The 15,610-nt window shown below is 67.1% G+C and carries 17 protein-coding genes; 12 read left to right on the forward strand and 5 right to left on the reverse strand.

Features of this window, described 5'->3' with window-relative positions; genetic code table 11:
* Positions 1–67: 67 nt before the first annotated feature.
* The 3 genes from KEC55_RS29805 to KEC55_RS29815 form a co-directional block, all read right to left on the reverse strand.
* Complete coding sequence (locus KEC55_RS29805) at positions 68–1,780, reverse strand: M36 family metallopeptidase (protein WP_282508653.1); 1,713 nt, start codon at positions 1,778–1,780, stop codon at positions 68–70.
* 483 nt (positions 1,781–2,263) lie between these two features.
* Positions 2,264–3,208 carry a GlxA family transcriptional regulator gene (locus KEC55_RS29810; RefSeq protein ID WP_282508654.1) on the reverse strand — a complete coding sequence of 315 codons (945 nt, stop codon included), beginning with the start codon at positions 3,206–3,208 and terminating at the stop codon, positions 2,264–2,266.
* A gap of 125 nt (positions 3,209–3,333) precedes the next feature.
* Entirely contained in the window at positions 3,334–4,278 is a 945-nt protein-coding gene (locus KEC55_RS29815) for a helix-turn-helix domain-containing protein (RefSeq protein ID WP_432626319.1), read from the reverse strand.
* Between the two features lie 262 nt (positions 4,279–4,540).
* Here KEC55_RS29815 and KEC55_RS29820 point away from each other — a divergent pair, with 262 nt between their 5' ends.
* The 7 genes from KEC55_RS29820 to KEC55_RS29850 are packed head-to-tail and all read left to right on the forward strand — an operon-like array spanning position 4,541 to position 10,040.
* Positions 4,541–5,698, forward strand: a complete 1,158-nt coding sequence (locus KEC55_RS29820) for an amine dehydrogenase large subunit (protein ID WP_282508656.1) — start codon at positions 4,541–4,543, stop codon at positions 5,696–5,698.
* A 7-nt stretch (positions 5,699–5,705) separates the two neighbouring features.
* On the forward strand, positions 5,706–6,260 hold the full coding sequence (locus KEC55_RS29825) for a MauE/DoxX family redox-associated membrane protein (RefSeq protein ID WP_282508657.1): 555 nt from the start codon (positions 5,706–5,708) through the stop codon (positions 6,258–6,260).
* On the forward strand, positions 6,257–6,883 hold the full coding sequence (gene mauD, locus KEC55_RS29830; RefSeq protein ID WP_282508658.1) for a methylamine dehydrogenase accessory protein MauD: 627 nt from the start codon (positions 6,257–6,259) through the stop codon (positions 6,881–6,883). The genes KEC55_RS29825 and mauD overlap by 4 nt, the downstream gene beginning before the upstream one ends.
* A gap of 39 nt (positions 6,884–6,922) precedes the next feature.
* Positions 6,923–7,459: a methylamine dehydrogenase light chain gene (locus tag KEC55_RS29835; RefSeq protein WP_176048352.1), complete on the forward strand. Its 537-nt coding sequence runs from the start codon at positions 6,923–6,925 to the stop codon at positions 7,457–7,459.
* The gene (locus KEC55_RS29840) at positions 7,456–7,956 is read left to right on the forward strand and encodes a c-type cytochrome (RefSeq protein WP_282508659.1); all 501 of its coding nucleotides are present in this window, start codon (positions 7,456–7,458) and stop codon (positions 7,954–7,956) included. The genes KEC55_RS29835 and KEC55_RS29840 overlap by 4 nt, the downstream gene beginning before the upstream one ends.
* The gene (locus KEC55_RS29845) at positions 7,953–8,501 is read left to right on the forward strand and encodes a c-type cytochrome (RefSeq protein ID WP_432626304.1); all 549 of its coding nucleotides are present in this window, start codon (positions 7,953–7,955) and stop codon (positions 8,499–8,501) included. Before KEC55_RS29840 ends, KEC55_RS29845 begins: the two co-directional genes overlap by 4 nt.
* 33 nt (positions 8,502–8,534) lie before the next feature.
* The gene (locus tag KEC55_RS29850) at positions 8,535–10,040 is read left to right on the forward strand and encodes an aldehyde dehydrogenase family protein (protein WP_282508660.1); all 1,506 of its coding nucleotides are present in this window, start codon (positions 8,535–8,537) and stop codon (positions 10,038–10,040) included.
* 68 nt (positions 10,041–10,108) lie between these two features.
* Here the strand turns inward: KEC55_RS29850 and KEC55_RS29855 are convergent, their stop codons facing one another.
* Positions 10,109–10,552, reverse strand: a complete 444-nt coding sequence (locus KEC55_RS29855; protein ID WP_282508661.1) for a DMT family transporter — start codon at positions 10,550–10,552, stop codon at positions 10,109–10,111.
* 121 nt (positions 10,553–10,673) lie between these two features.
* Here KEC55_RS29855 and KEC55_RS29860 point away from each other — a divergent pair, with 121 nt between their 5' ends.
* Positions 10,674–11,555, forward strand: a complete 882-nt coding sequence (locus tag KEC55_RS29860) for a LysR family transcriptional regulator (protein ID WP_282508662.1) — start codon at positions 10,674–10,676, stop codon at positions 11,553–11,555.
* Between the two features lie 36 nt (positions 11,556–11,591).
* On the opposite strand, the gene KEC55_RS29865 is transcribed toward KEC55_RS29860, so the two are convergent.
* Entirely contained in the window at positions 11,592–11,759 is a 168-nt protein-coding gene (locus tag KEC55_RS29865; protein WP_282508663.1) for a hypothetical protein, read from the reverse strand.
* Positions 11,760–12,096: 337 nt separating this feature from the next.
* On the opposite strand from KEC55_RS29865, the gene KEC55_RS29870 reads away from it, so the two are divergent.
* From KEC55_RS29870 to KEC55_RS29885, 4 genes are all read left to right on the forward strand, one after another.
* Positions 12,097–13,050, forward strand: a complete 954-nt coding sequence (locus tag KEC55_RS29870; RefSeq protein WP_282508664.1) for a choline ABC transporter substrate-binding protein — start codon at positions 12,097–12,099, stop codon at positions 13,048–13,050.
* 61 nt (positions 13,051–13,111) lie between these two features.
* Positions 13,112–14,041, forward strand: coding sequence for a 3-keto-5-aminohexanoate cleavage protein (locus KEC55_RS29875; RefSeq protein ID WP_089448200.1), 930 nt, complete (start codon positions 13,112–13,114; stop codon positions 14,039–14,041).
* Positions 14,042–14,127: 86 nt separating this feature from the next.
* Complete coding sequence (locus tag KEC55_RS29880; protein WP_282508665.1) at positions 14,128–15,093, forward strand: L-carnitine dehydrogenase; 966 nt, start codon at positions 14,128–14,130, stop codon at positions 15,091–15,093.
* Positions 15,094–15,103: 10 nt separating this feature from the next.
* Positions 15,104–15,592: a thioesterase family protein gene (locus KEC55_RS29885; RefSeq protein ID WP_282508666.1), complete on the forward strand. Its 489-nt coding sequence runs from the start codon at positions 15,104–15,106 to the stop codon at positions 15,590–15,592.
* The last annotated feature ends 18 nt before the right edge of the window (positions 15,593–15,610 follow it).

A 15,610-nucleotide genomic window follows, 5' to 3' on the forward strand; every position in this document is an offset into this window, starting at 1 on the left:
GAGGATGGCGATGTCGATGATGGGAGCGCGCCGCAGGTCGTGCGCCACACTCCCGCCTGCTGCGGAATTACGACTTCTGCGGGACGGTCACGCCGTACGTGCAGCTCTTGTTGTATGCGTTGCCGATCGCGGTGAGCTGCGCGTTGCTGTAGCCGAGCGCGGAGGCGGCCGTCAGCACGGCCTGCGCGGCGGCCTTCTGGTTGGTCGAGCTGTTGGTCATCGACAGCCCCTTCAGGAACGCCTTGTCCATCGCCTGCGCGCCGATCGCATCGCGCGCGACGAGGTTGCACGACGCCCAGTATTGGCCGGCCGTATGGATCTCCGCGCCGCGCGCCTGCGCATACGTGCGCCCGACGTTCCAGTTGGTCACGCGGCCGCCCCAGTATTCGTTGTGGCCGTCCCAGTTGTAGACCCAGTGGTACTGCGCATCCGATGGGCTCCACTGGTTGAAGTCGCGGCTGTACGCGGCGGCGAGATAGTCGCCGGTGCCTTCCGACAAGCCTTCCTGTTGCGACAGGCCGCCGTTCGTCACCCAGTCGTGGATGCCGTGGCCGAGCTCGTGGATCACGACGTCCGCATCTTCCGCGTCGTCGACGCCGCCCTGGCCGAAGGTCAGCCGGCCGCTGCTCGACGAGTACGACGAGTTGTCGTCGCCCGATTCGCCGTGCGGGTCGTACTGCACGCCGCCCGTGTACTGATACGGCAGCGCCTTGATGCCGAGCGTCTGGTTCACGTAACGCAGGAACGTGTCGATGTGGTAGTACGCGTTCACGGCCTCGAAATACAGGTTGCCGCGCGTGAATTCGAACGCGGGCGTCGATTGCGCCGGGCATGCGTTGTCGAGCGGCGCATCGAAATCGATGCACGCCGCGTACGGGCCCGTCAGCGTGTAGCGCGAGCCCGACTGCGCGAGATCCTTCAGCGTCACGCGCACGCGCGCGGCCGTGAGCTGCGTCGAATCGGCGTCGTTGTTGTCCTTGTAGCCCGTGCTGCCGTAGCTGCTCTTGGTCGGCGAGAGCGGATCGGGCCGGAACACGAAGCCGGTGCCGTCGGTCGCATAGAACGCCTTGTCCTCGGCGCGCAGCACTTCGCCACTGCCCGAATCGATCAGCAGTTCCCAGTCGCCCTTCGGGCCGTCCTGCGGGCGGCCGCGCACCTTCCACGCGGTGTGCGTGCCGGTCTTGTCGACGAACGCGACGAGCTGCGCATCGAGATTCGCGAAGCCGCTCACGCCAAGATACGCACGGGCGCGGTCGAGCGCCTGCTGCTGGTCGACGGCCTGCGACTTGCGCGTCGTCGCGACCACGCCGTTGATCGTGTTGCTCGCGACGTACAGGATGCGGCCATCCTTCGCGACCGTCACCGCGATGTCGCTGCCGTACACGGGCAGTCCGGCGGCCTGCTGCTGCAGGCGCACGACGGTGAAGTCGGCATCGTTGCGTTCCGACGTGACGACGAGACTCGCGAGCGCGGCCGGGTCGAGCCCGAGCTGCGTCGCCTGCGACGCGACGAAGTCGCGTGCGGTCGCGGCGGGTGTCGAGGCGCTCTTCTTGACGCGATAGGCCGGGTTGTACAGCGTGACGGCGACGCCGTCCGCGCGGTACTGCCCGGCGGCCGTATCGGCCTTCGCGGCCGGCGGCGCGACGCCGCGCGTCAGGCTTTCGCGCAGGCTCGCGGCCTGCGGGTTCGAGACTTTCGTATCGGCCAGGGTGCCGCCGACGATGCCGAAACCGAGCGCGAGACCCAGGGCGAGCGGCAATGCTTTGCGTGATGTCTGCATACGTGATCCTCATCTCAACGGTTGGACACGCCCGCGCGCTCGTGGCGCGCAGGCACGACACGGCCCGCGCGCCGGTTCGATGGAACCGGTGCGGCGAAGCGGTGTTGGGAGTATCGACTGACTAAGGAATCCTGAATGTCAGGTCGAAAAGAAACAGGCGGGCGAAGAGGGGGACGCGGGAGACGCGCGTGAAGGGAAGCGAACGGCAGGCAGGTGCGGCGACGGCGAAGCGAGCATCGTCATGTCATACCCCTCGGATCGAATCGATATCGGTTGGCAGCCCGCCGGGATGCGGCATGCATGTCGTTAGGCTGCCTATCTAACTTTTTTTGATATGTTACAGAATATTTTCAACGACATTCCAATTTATTTTCGACGATCACTTCGGTTGGCAGATCAATCGCCGGCATTGTTCAGCGAGCGGCGGGAAACGCTGCCGGAACGCGCAATACCGCGCCGGATTGTGATTAAAAGCCGCGACGATCAGCGCGTTGCACGCCGGTCGCTGCGCGGGCTCACGCCGAATCGCGTGCGATACGTGCGCGAGAAATGCGACGGCGATTCGAACCCGCATGCGACGCACACCGACGTGATGCTCATGTCGGTCTGCTGCAGCAGTTCGCGCGCGCGATCGAGGCGCAGGTTCAGGTAGAAGTGCGTTGGCGTGTCGTTCAGCGTCGCGCTGAACAGCCGTTCGAGCTGACGCCGCGTGATCGACACATCCTGCGCGAGCGCGTCGGAGCCGAGCGGGTTTTCCATGTGCTGCTGCATCGTGCCGATCACCTGGATCAGCTTGCGGTTGTGCACGCCGTAGCGCGCGGCGATCTCGAGCCGCTGGCTGTCCGAACGCTGCCGGATGCGGCTGACGACGAACTGCTCGGAGATGGCGGCCGCGAGGTCGGCGCCGTGCCGGCGCCCGATCAGGTCGAGCATCATGTCGATCGATGCGGTGCCGCCCGCGCACGTGATGCGCCGGTCGTCAATCTCGAACAGCTCCTGCGTCGCGTTCAGGCCCGGATAGCGCTCGCGGAACGCGGCCAGCGCCTCCCAGTGCAGCGTGAGCGGTTGCGACGTGTCGAACAGCCCGGCTTCCGCGAGCACGAAGCTGCCCGTGTCGATGCCGCCGAGCGTTGCACCATGCCGGTGCTGGCGGCGCAGCCAGTCGGCGAGCGTGCGCGTGTAGCACACGAGCGGATCGAAGCCCGCGACGACGAACACGGTGTCGACCTGTTCGACGTCCGCGCACGCGGCTTCGGCGGCCACCGGAATGCCGTTGCTCGCGGCGACGGGCGCGCCGTCGGCGCTGATTACGTGCCAGCGATAGAGTTCGGTGCGAAAGCGGTTCGCGACGCGCAGCGGCTCGACCGCCGACATGAAGCCGAGCGCGGAGAAGCCGGGCAGCAACAGGAAGTGGAAATCCTCGGGCATCGGAGCAGGGGATCGAATCCGGTGGTCGTCACGTGTCGCACGAGGCGGCGATCGGTCCGGCACGCGCCGCGCCGGTTCGCACGCGCCGAACGGTCAGCGGGAGATTATCGCGGGTTTTGCGCGCGTCAGCGCGTTTTTGCGCCGCGCACGGAACGGCGCGCGGTGGTCGACGGCAGTTCGCCGAATTGCGCCTTGTACGCGTTCGCGAAATGACCGAGATGGATGAAGCCCCAGCGCGCGGCCGCGTCGCTGATCGGCAAGTCGGCCTGCCGCGTGTCGAGCAGCATTCGCCGCACCTGCGACAGGCGCAGCGAGCGCACGTAGTGCAACGGGCTCGTCTGCACGACCGACTGGAAGCTGTTCTGCATCGTGCGCCGGCTCACGCGCAACTGCGCGCACAGGCTCAGCACGTCGATGGGCGCTTCCGGATGCTCGATCACGTAGTCGTGCACGCGGCGCACGATGTCGGCGCGGCATGCGTGCGTGAGCCGGTTCGACGGCGCGGGCATCCGGTACGTGAGGAGATCGACGAGTACGTTGCCGACTTCGCCGCGCAGCTCGCGCTGCACGCGTGCGTCGGCGTACGTTTCGGGCGAGGACAGCACGCGTTCGAGCTGCGTCGCGATCTGCACGCTCGCGCGCATCAGCACGGCGGTCGGCATGTCGACGACACCGCGCCGCAGCGTCGTATCGTCGAGCCGCACATCGGCCGCATCCTCGACCTGCTGCAGCAGGTCGCCATCGACGACGACACCGATCAGCGACATGTCGTCGGGCGAATGCAGTTCGAACGGGGCGCCGCCGCGCGCCATCACCATCGTGCCGCGTTCGATACGCGCGCCGCCGAACGCGAACGCGCCCGAGCCGGTGAGCGGCATGCCGAACACCGTATGGCCGGGCGGCAGCCGGCCGCGCTGGATGATGCGCACGTTCGCGGCTTCCTGGAACAACTGCAGGCCGTCGAGCACCGCGTGCTTGACCGCGCTGCGGTACGAGCCCGGACCGATCTGGTCGTAGCGCTGGTTCCAGCCGCGCAGCGCCTCGGCATGCCGGTCCGCGTCGTCGAACATCTCGTGAAACACGAACACAGCGCCTCCGGGGGTATCGAGCAGGACCGCGAAAGATTAAACCGACCGAGCGGTCGGCGCAATAAGGGGGAGCGCTATTCCGCGGGCATTCTTCAGAGGGTCGGAAGGCGCTTGGCCATGAGGCTTTCACGCGCATTTCCAATATCCCGAATCGGCACGCACGCGTTGCCGGTCCGGGTGCTGACCGGATTTATTGTCGAACTACAGTCGCCCCACATTACGTGAATCCCCAACTGGAGGCGACATGAGGACAAGGCGACGAACCGCGGCGCTCGCGGCGACGCTGGCGTTCGCGGCGGCGTGGGCCGGCGGCGCGAACGCGACGGAAAAGCCCGAGGAGCTGGTCGTGCAGAAGATGCCGCCGTGGCATCCGCACGAGGTCTATATCGTCGACATCTCGATGCCGTCGATGACCGACGGGCGCATCTATGTGTACGACGCCGACGCGAAGAAGCTGCTCGGGCAGATCGACGGCGGCTTCGGCCCCGGCCTCGCGATCTCGCCGGACCATAAAACCAGCTTCGTCGCGACGACCTACTTCTCGCGCGGCTCGCACGGCACGCGCACCGATGTCGTCGAGATGACCGACAACACGACGCTCGATCACGCGGGCGAGATCGTGATTCCGCCGAAGCACGGGCAGCATGTACCGTCGCCGTACAACACCGCGTTCAGCGCCGACGGCAAGCGGCTGTACGTCGCGAACATCACGCCTGCCGCATCGATCACGGTGATCGACGCGGTGTCGAAGAAGGTGCTGTCGGAGATCGACACGGCGGCCTGCGTGCTGGCGTATCCGTCGGGCAACGACCGCTTCACCGCGCTGTGCGAGAGCGGCAAGGCGCTGACCGTCACGCTCGACGCGAACGGCAAGGAAGCGAAGCGCACGATGTCGGACGCGTTCATCGATGTCGACAAGGATCCGGCGTTCGTGAACGCGTCGCGCTACAAGGGCGACTATCTGTTCACCACCTACGGCGGCAACGTGCGCAGCGCCGATTTCAGCGGCGACAAGCCGGCGTTCGGCAAGCCGTGGCCGGTGCTGACGGACGCCGAACGCGCCGAAGGCTGGCGTCCGGGCGGCATGCAGCAGACGGCCGTGCAGGCGAAGCAGAACCGCTACTACGTGCTGATGCACAAGGGTACCGACGGCTCGCACAAGGATCCCGGTACGCAGGTGTGGGTGTTCGACCTGAAGTCGAAGCAGCGCGTCGCGCGCTGGGATCTCGCGCAACAGAAGATCGATCCGCTCGTGTCGATCCAGGTGAGCGAGGACGACAAGCCGCTGTTCTACGGGTTGACGGCGACGTCCGACCTCGTCGTGATGGACGCGCGCACCGGCAAGCTGCAGAACGTCGAGAAGCAGATCGGCAATACGTCGTCGCTGCTCGTCAACCCGTGAGGCCGCGATGACCCTCGATCCCGTACTCGCCACCAGCGCGCAGGCCGGCGCGGCCGCCGTCGTGCTGCTCGGCGCCTTCGCGAAGATGCGCCGGCCCGCTGCATTCCGGCAGGCGCTCGCCGGCTACCGGCTGCTGCCCGATGCGCTGACCGCGCCCGTCGCGTTCGCGATTCCGCTGGCGGAAGCGCTCGGCGCCGCCGCGCTGCTGTTTCCCGATACACGCACGGCCGGTGCGACCGGCTTGATCGCGCTGCTACTGGCCTTCGCGGCCGGGCTCGCGATCAACCTGCTGCGCGGCCATACCGACATCGACTGCGGCTGTTCCGGCTTCACCGCCGCGCGCACGGATGCGCCGCGCGGCATCGGCTGGCTGCACGTCGGGCGCGTGCTGCTGCTCGTCGCGCTGACCGCCACCGCGTTCGTCGAACCGGGCGCGCGCGCCGTCGTGTGGTTCGACTACCTGACGCTGTTCTTCTCCGTGCTGCTGATCGTCTGCGCGCTGCTCACCGTCGACGTGTTGCTCGCCAACGTACCGCGCCTTTCCCACCTGAGGAATTCATGATGCAAACCGCTCTCACCGTTTCCACCGCCCTGCTGTGGGTGGCCGTCCTCGCGCTTGGCGCGATCTGCCTCGCGCTGGTGCGCCAGATCGGCATCCTGTACGAACGCATCATGCCGGCCGGCGCGCTGATGATTGACAAGGGGCCGGCGGTCGGCGCGATCGCGCCGACGTTCGAACTGACCGACATTCGCGGCGCGCTGGTGAAGGTCGGCGGCATCGATGCGTCGGGCAAGGCCACGCTGCTGTTCTTCCTGTCGCCGACGTGCCCGGTCTGCAAGAAGCTGCTGCCGCTGCTGCCGTCGCTGCAGGCAAGCGAAGCGACGCCGGTGAACATCGTGCTCGCGAGCGACGGCGATTTCGACGAACACGCGCGCTTCGCGCAGAAGCACGACCTCGGGCGCTTCCCGTACGTGCTGTCGCAGGAGCTCGGCCTTGCATACCAGATCGGCAAGTTGCCGTACGCGGTGCTGCTCGACGAAACCGGCACGGTGCGCGCGAAGGGGCTTGTCAACACGCGCGAGCATCTCGAGAGCCTGTTCGAGGCGAAGGAGCGCGGTGTCGCATCGCTGCAGCAGTTCGTGCACGGCGATCACAGCCACGACGCGCACGCACAGCACGCATGACCGGCCGACCCACTTACAACGTCATGGGAGAACAACGACATGGGCCTGTTTGATTCATGGTTCGAGCGGTCGGCGCGCGGCGTCGCGCAGCACAGTTCGCGGCGCAGCGCGATGGCGAAGCTCGGCAAGGTGCTGGTGGGATCGGCGCTGCTGCCGCTGCTGCCGGTCGACCGCACCGCATACGCGGCCGATGCGGCGTCGGGCGCGTCAGGCGCCGCCGCATCGGGGGCGAGCGACGACCCGATGAGCTGCGACTACTGGAAGTACTGCGCGATCGACGGCTGGCTCTGCAGCTGCTGTGGCGGAACGTCGAGCAGCTGCCCGCCGGGCACGACGCCTTCGCCGATCACGTGGATCGGCACCTGTCGCAATCCGCACGATGGTTCGGACTACATCGTGTCGTACAACGACTGCTGCGGCAAGACTTCGTGCGGCAAGTGTTTCTGCAACCGCAACGAGCGCGAGAAGCCGCTGTACAAGCTGTCGCTGAACAACGACATCAACTGGTGCATGGCGAACGGTAATTCGAATTACCACTGTTCGGTTTCGGTTCTGCTGGGAGCGGCAAAGCAATGAAAGTGAAGCAAGCAGGAAGGATCGCTTTTGCAAGCATGACGGCCGTTGCAGCCCTTGCGTTGGCGGGCGCCGCCGGCGCACAGGAAACCGTGCATTACCCGGCTGGCAAGAGTCTGTTCGACGCGCAGTGCGCGGTGTGCCACCAGGCGGGCGGCAAAGGGCAGGACGGCCTCGCGCCGCCGCTGACCGAGTATCCGGGCAAGTATGCGGCGGCCGAGCCGGGGCGGGCGCAACTGGTCGCGACGTTGCTGCACGGGATGTTCGGTGTGATCAAGGTGCACGACAAGAGCTACAACTTCAAGATGCCGTCGTTCGCGAACGCGAGCGACGACGACATCGCGCACGTGCTCAACTACGTCGTGTTCGACCTCAACGCGCAGCACGGCGACGCGAAGCCGTTCACGGCGGCCGATATCCGCGCGGCGCGCGCGAAGGAGATGGACGGCACGGCCGTGCACGCGCAACGCGCGGTGGTGATCAAGGGGCTCGGCCTGTGAACGGCGCCCGCGCGTCCCGCGCGTCCCGTGCGGACGCCGCCGCGCAGGGTACGCGGGGCGCGTCGTCGTGGCTCGCCGGCATGTCGCGTCGCGTGTCGTCGTGGCTGCTGCTGGCGGGCGCTGCGTGTGTGGTCGCACCGTCCGCGCATGCCGACGGCTTAACCGACGCGACACTCGCGCGGCAGCACTGGGTGCTCAACTGCATGGGCTGCCATACGGCGACGGGCGGCGGCATTCCGGGCAAGGTGCCGCCGCTCGCGAACTCGCTCGGCTATTTCACGCACCTGCCGGCCGGGCGGGAGTACGTGATGCGCGTGCCCGGCGCGTCGAACTCGGCGCTATCGGACCAGGATCTGGCCGACGTGCTCAACTGGGTGCTCACGACGATGAACCGCGATGCGCTGCCGCGTGACTTCAAGCCCTATACGGCCGCCGAAGTCGCCGCGCACCGCCGTCCCGCTTTTGCCGACGTCGCGACCGTGCGCGCCGGGCTCGTCCGCGCGTTGCAGGCGCGCGGGATCGACGGCGTCACGGATCGCTACTGACCGACTCATTCAACGAACCAGGAAAACGTGGACATGGAGACGAACGAAACCTTTCCGTTGCTCGACGCAACGCGTGCGTTCCTCGCGAAGCCGAAGAAGATGCTGATCGGCGCCGAGTGGAGCGACGCCGCATCGGGCCGCCAGTTCGACGTCGTGAACCCGGCCGACGGCACCGTGCTCGCGCGCGTGCCCGAAGCGGACGAACGCGACGTGCAGCAGGCGGTCGCCGCCGCGCGCCGTGCATTCGACGCGGGCCCGTGGCGCACCGCGAAGACCACCGACCGCGAGCGGCTGCTGTTCGTGCTCGCCGACCTGATCGAAGCGAATGCGCGCGAGTTGGCCGAAATCGAATCGCTCGACAACGGCAAGCCGGTGATGGTCGCGCAGGGGCTCGACGTCGCGATGGCGGCGCAGTGCTTCCGCTACATGGCCGGCTGGGCGACCAAGATCGAAGGCAGTGTGATCGACGCCGGCATGCCGTACATGCCCGACAGCGAGATATTCACCTACACGCGCAAGGAACCCGTCGGCGTGGTCGGCGCGATCATCCCGTGGAATTTCCCGCTGTTGATGGCGGCATGGAAGATTGCGCCGGCGCTCGCGACCGGTTGCACGGTCGTGCTGAAGCCTGCCGAAGATACGCCGCTGAGCGCACTGCGCCTGTGCGAACTGATTCAGGCGGCCGGTTTTCCGGACGGCGTCGTCAATATCGTCACCGGCTACGGTCATACGGCCGGCGCGGCGTTGTCGCGCGATCCGCGCATCGACAAGATCGCATTCACGGGTTCGACGCAGACGGGCAAGACGATCGGCCATGCGGCGCTCGACAACATGACGCGCATGTCGCTCGAACTCGGCGGCAAGTCGCCGGTGATCGTGCTGCCCGATGTCGATCTCGACAAGGCCGCGCTGGGCGTCGCGAACGCGATCTTCTTCAACCAGGGGCAGGTATGCACGGCCGGTTCGCGTGCGTATATCCACTCGAAGGTGTTCGACGGCGTGATCGAGCGCGTCGCGAAGATCGCCGCGAACCTGAAGATCGGCCCGGGGATGGACCCGTCGACGCAGATCGGTCCGCTCGTCTCGGCGAAACAGCGCGAGCGCGTGTGCGGTTACATCGACTCGGGGTTCGGCGAAGGGGCGCGCGCCGCGGCGGGCGGCCGTGCGATCGACGGCCCCGGCTTCTTCGTCGAGCCGACCGTGCTGGTCGATACGACGCAGGCGATGCGCGTCGTGCGCGAGGAGATCTTCGGACCGGTGCTCGTCGCGATGCCATTCGACGATCCGGATACGGCCGTGCAGCTCGCGAACGACACGCCGTACGGCCTCGGCGCGAGCATCTGGTCGAACGACCTGTCGGCGATCCACAAGCTGATTCCGCGTATCGCAGCCGGCACCGTGTGGGTCAACTGCCATTCGCTGCTCGACAATGCGTTGCCGTTCGGCGGGATGAAGCAGTCGGGCTTCGGGCGCGAACTCGGCCGCGCGGTGATCGACCAGTACACGGAAAGCAAATCGGTGATGATGAACTACGCGTGAGCGTCGTCGCGGGCGAGCGCGTGCGTGGCCGGCGTATCGGCAACGCACGCGTGCCGGCCGCGACGCCTTCATGCGCGGATCAGCACGACCCCGAGGATCAGGCACGCCGCGCCGGCGATGCGGACCGGGCTGGCCGGATGCTGCGCGATGCCGAGTACGCCGAAGTGGTCGAACACGAGCGCGCCGGTCATCTGCCCGACGACGATCAGCGCGAGCGTCGTGGCCGCGCCCAGTCGCGGCACCATCAATATCGCGACGCCGACGAATACCGCGCCGAAGAATCCACCGGTCCAGCTGAACCACGACCCTGCGCCGGAGACGGTGCTGCTCAGGCGCGGATGCGGCGACAGCAGCGCGATGGCCAGCATCGCGGCCAGGCCGACGAGGTAGCTGACCGACCCGGCCCACCACGGCGAACCGATCTGCGCGCGGAGGTTCGCATTGAGTACCTGCTGCAACGCGACGCTGATGCCGGCCGCCACGACCAGCAGATAGGACAGGAGGGTAGTCACGTCGATCAACGCTCCGTATGAGCGGCCGGAACGGGGACTCCGGCACGGAAGGCTTTCATTCTGCGGAGCGCGACGGTATAACGCAAATATCGAATTCGGCGCGTATCCATCTCGTTTCGGCATGCCATCACTCCGGCAAATCCAGTATTTCCTGACCGTGGCGGATCTCGGCGGCTTCACGCCGGCCGCGGGTGCGCTCCACGTCGCACAGTCGGCGCTCAGCCGGCAGATCGGCCAGCTCGAGGACGAACTCGGTTTCCCGCTGTTCGACCGTGCGCCAAGGGGCGTCCGGCTGACACCGGCCGGCGCGATCTATCGTGAACGCGTCGCGTCGATCCCGGCCACGCTGACGGCGGCTGCCGAAGAAGGCTCGCAGTTGTCGCGCGGCGAGGCGGGCGTACTGCGGCTGCTGCATTCCAGCACCGTCCCCGTCAGCAGCCTGATGCCCGATCTCGATCGCTTCATGAGCGAATGCCCGGGCGCGCGGGTCGATCTCGATCGTGCGTCGTCCGAGGATCAGGTGACTGAAATCGCGAACGGCCGTGCCGATGTCGGGGTCGTCCGCCTGCCGGTGCTGCGGCGCGATGCGCGCGTACGCTTCGTCGAACTGGCGGCCGAGCGCCTGTGCGTGGCGGTGCCTGCCGATCATCCGCTCGCGGGCCGCAAGCGCGTCGCGATTTCGCGGTTGCGGCGGGAGCCGTTCGTGTCGGCCGTGTATCGCGAGCGGGGCGGGCTGGCGCGCGTCGTGATCGATCTCTGCCTGAAACGGGGCTTCGTACCGACAGCGGCCCGGATCGTGTCGCCGAAGACGTCGATGCTGAATCTCGTCGCGGCCGGGCGCGGCGTGGCGATCGTGCCGGAGCGGATGGTGAGTCTCGGTATCGACGGCGCCGTGTTCGTGCCGCTTTCGGATGAAGACGCGAAGTCGGTGTGCGCGTTGGTGCTGCCGGTCGAGCCGACGGTGCTGGCGGAGGCGTTCGTGCGGGTGGTGACGGCCGCTTGAGGCCGGCGCATCGCTACCGTCACGATCCGCGCGACCTCAGACGCGGTATCCCGATTCGCGCATCAACCGGCGCGATATATCGCCGCGCGGGCCTTCCGCGTCGAGTCGTGCGCGAAGCTGCGTGTCGGCCTTGCCGATCACGCCGCGGTGCATGAGCGCAACAAGGGCGAAAACGGCCACGACAAAGAGAGCGGTGAGGATCATGGGGTTCCTGGCTGGCCGGACGTGTTGAGGAGGCCAGCTTAGGGCCGATCCGCGGCACCCGGGGGTATGTCGGAAATCTGTCAGTGTCGCCGGGGCCCAATCGAAAGCCGCACGCCGCATCGGGGCAACCCGATTTCCACTCGAAATCGCCTTAAACCCCCGCCCACCAAGCCTCAAGCAAAACATAGTGGTTTCCACTCATAGTCGCAAATAGTCAAGAACAGGTCGCCGGCGGTCTTCTCGCGGCGAATATGGCTCGTTACTTTTACTCCCACGATGCAGGCCGGCGCACACTCCGCGCACCGGCTGCCGCGAGACCAACCGGGAGAAACGAACCATGAAGTCGACGAAGATCGCCGCGCTTGCCGCGGCCGTGCTGGCGACCGGCGCGTTCACGAACGCGGCGCTGGCCGAGACCGATGCCGCGACCTGCCGCACCGTGCGTTTCGCGGATATCGGCTGGACCGACATCACGTCGACCACGGCGCTCGCGTCGACCGTGTTCGAGGCGCTCGGCTACAAACCGACCACGACGATCGCGTCGGTGCCGATCTCGTTCGCCGGTCTGAAGAGCAAGCAGCTCGACGTGTCGCTCGGTTACTGGTGGCCGGTGCAGCAGAAGCAGTTGCAGCCGTTCCTCGACAGCAAGTCGATCAACGTCGTCGAACCGCCGAACCTGTCCGGCGCGAAGGCGACGCTCGCGGTGCCGAGCTACGAATACCAGGCCGGCCTGAAGACCTTCGAGGACATCGCGAAACACCGCGCGGAACTCGACGGCAAGATCTACGGGATCGAGCCGGGCAGCAGCGCGAACGCGACGATCCAGAAGATGATCGACACGAACCAGTACGGGCTCGGCGGCTTCAAGCTCGTCGAGTCGAGCGAGGCCGGGATGCTGGTGACGGTCGAGCGCGCGATCCGCGAGAAGAAGTGGGTCGTTTTTCTTGGGTGGGAGCCGCACCCGATGAACATCCAGCTCAGCATGAACTACCTGTCCGGCGGCGATGCGTCGTTCGGGCCGAACTACGGCGAAGCGCGCGTGTACACGCTGACGGCGCCCGACTTCATTTCGCGCTGCCCGAACGCGGGCAAGCTCGTCACGAACCTGCGCTTCTCGACGCAGCTCGAGAACCAGCTGATGCAGTCGGTGATGAACAAGACGAAGCCGGCCGAGGCCGCGAAGGCCTACCTGAAGAAGAATCCGCAGGTGCTCGATCCGTGGCTCGCGGGCGTCAAGACGTTCGACGGCAAGGACGGCCTGCCTGCCGTGAAGGCGTATCTCGGCCTGTGATGGCCGGCGCCCGCGCCACCCCTGCAATGCGACACAACCCGAATCAAGCGAGGCACCCAGCATGAACCACGAAGTCATCATCACCTGCGCCGTCACCGGCGCGGGCGATACGGTCGGCAAGCATCCGGCGATTCCGGTCACGCCGAAGGAAATCGCGGCGGCCGCGATCGAAGCCGCGAAGGCCGGCGCCACCGTCGCGCACTGCCACGTGCGCGATCCGCAGACGGGCCGCGGCAGCCGCGACCCGAACCTGTACCGCGAAGTGGTCGACCGCATCCGCTCGGCCGACGTCGACGTGATCATCAACCTGACGGCCGGCATGGGCGGCGATCTCGAGATCGGCCCGGGCGAAGACCCGATGCGCTTCGGCAAGGGCACCGACCTGGTCGGCGGCCTCACGCGCCTCGCGCACGTCGAGGAGCTGCTGCCCGAGATCTGCACGCTCGACTGCGGCACGCTGAATTTCGGCGACGGCGATTACATCTACGTGTCGACGCCCGCGCAACTGCGCGCCGGCGCGAAGCGCATCCAGGAACTCGGCGTGAAGCCGGAACTGGAGATCTTCGATACGGGCCATCTGTGGTTCGCGAAGCAGCTGCTGAAGGAAGGCCTGCTCGACGATCCGCCGCTGTTCCAGCTGTGCCTCGGCATTCCGTGGGGCGCACCGGCCGATACGGGCACGATGAAGGCGATGGTCGACAACCTGCCGCCGGGCGCGCACTGGGCTGGCTTCGGGATCGGCCGCATGCAGATGCCGATGGTCGCGCAGGCGATGCTGCTCGGCGGCCACGTGCGCGTGGGCCTCGAAGACAACATCTGGCTCGATCGCGGTGTGCATGCGACCAACGGCACGCTCGTCGAACGCGCCCGCGAGGTCATCGAACGGCTCGGCGGCCGCGTGCTGACACCGGCCGAAGGCCGCCGCAAGCTCGGCCTGCCGGCGCGCGGCGAGCGTCCGCTCGAACGTCGAGCGATCGCCGAATTCGCGTGAGTTCTTTCGCTGACCGATACGACACGGCGGCATGCGCACCGGCGCGGCCGCCCACCGATTTCCCCTGATTTGAAGGATGCGTTGACATGGCTGTGAAGACCGACATCAAGACGTTCGCCGCCATCGGCACCGGCGTGATCGGCAGCGGGTGGATTTCCCGTGCGCTCTCGCACGGTCTCGACGTGGTCGTGTGGGACCCCGCGCCGGGCGCGGAAGAACGGTTGCGCGCGAACGTCGCGAACGCGTGGCCCGCGCTCGAACGCGTCGGCCTCGCGCCGGGCGCCGACCCCGCACGGCTGCGCTTCGTCGAGACGATCGAGGCGTGTGTCGCCGATGCCGATTTCATCCAGGAAAGCGCGCCCGAGCGCGAGGCGCTGAAGCTCGAACTGCACGAACAGATCAGCCGCGCGGCGAAACCCGACGCGATCATCGCGTCGTCGACGTCGGGGCTGCTGCCGACGGATTTCTATGCGCGGGCGACGCATCCGGAGCGCTGCGTGGTCGGCCACCCGTTCAATCCCGTCTACTTGCTGCCGCTCGTCGAGGTGCTCGGCGGCGCGCGCACGTCGCCGGAAGCCGTGGAAGGCGCGATGGAGATCTATCGCAAGCTCGGCATGCGGCCGCTGCACGTGCGCAAGGAGGTGCCGGGCTTCATCGCCGATCGCCTGCTCGAAGCGTTGTGGCGCGAGGCGCTGCACCTGGTCAACGAAGGCGTCGCGACGACCGGCGAGATCGACGATGCGATCCGTTTCGGCGCGGGCATCCGCTGGTCGTTCATGGGCACGTTCCTGACCTACACGCTGGCCGGTGGCGACGCGGGCATGCGACACTTCATGCAGCAGTTCGGCCCTGCGCTCGAACTGCCATGGACGAAGCTGGTCGCGCCGACGTTGACCGACGCGCTGATCGACAGCGTCGTCGAAGGCACGACCGAACAGCAGGGCACGCGCAGCATCAAGGAGCTCGAACGCTATCGCGACGAGTGCATCACCGAGGTGCTGAAATCGATCGCCGCGGTGAAGGCGCGGCACGGGATGCGATTCGAGGATTAAAGGACAGGCGATGACCGGCGATACCCCGCTGACGATTTACCGCGACGTGGTGCGGCCCGAATGGGTCGACTACAACGGCCACCTGCGCGATGCGTTCTACCTGCTGATCTTCAGCTTCGCGACCGATGCGTTGCTCGATCGCATCGGGCTCGACGACGCCGCGCGTCGCGAGCGGGGGCGTTCGGTCTACACGCTCGAAGCGCACGTGAACTACCTGCACGAGATCAAGGAAGGCACGCAGGTGCGCGTCGATGCGCGCGTGCTCGCGCACGACGCAAAGCGGCTGCACCTGTATCTCGAACTGTTCGCGCAAGGGCATGACGACGCGGTATCGGCGAGCGAGCAGATGCTGCTGCACGTCGATACGCGCGACGGTGCGAAATCGGCGCCGTTCGACGAAGACGTGGCCGCGCGTGTGGCGGCGCTGCATGCGTTGCAGCGCGATTGCGCGGCGCCTGCGTATGCGGGCCGCGTGATCGGCTTGCCGCCGCGCCGCTAGCGGCGATCTTTACCCTTC

This window comes from Burkholderia cepacia (assembly GCF_029962485.1).
Lineage (GTDB): Bacteria > Pseudomonadota > Gammaproteobacteria > Burkholderiales > Burkholderiaceae > Burkholderia.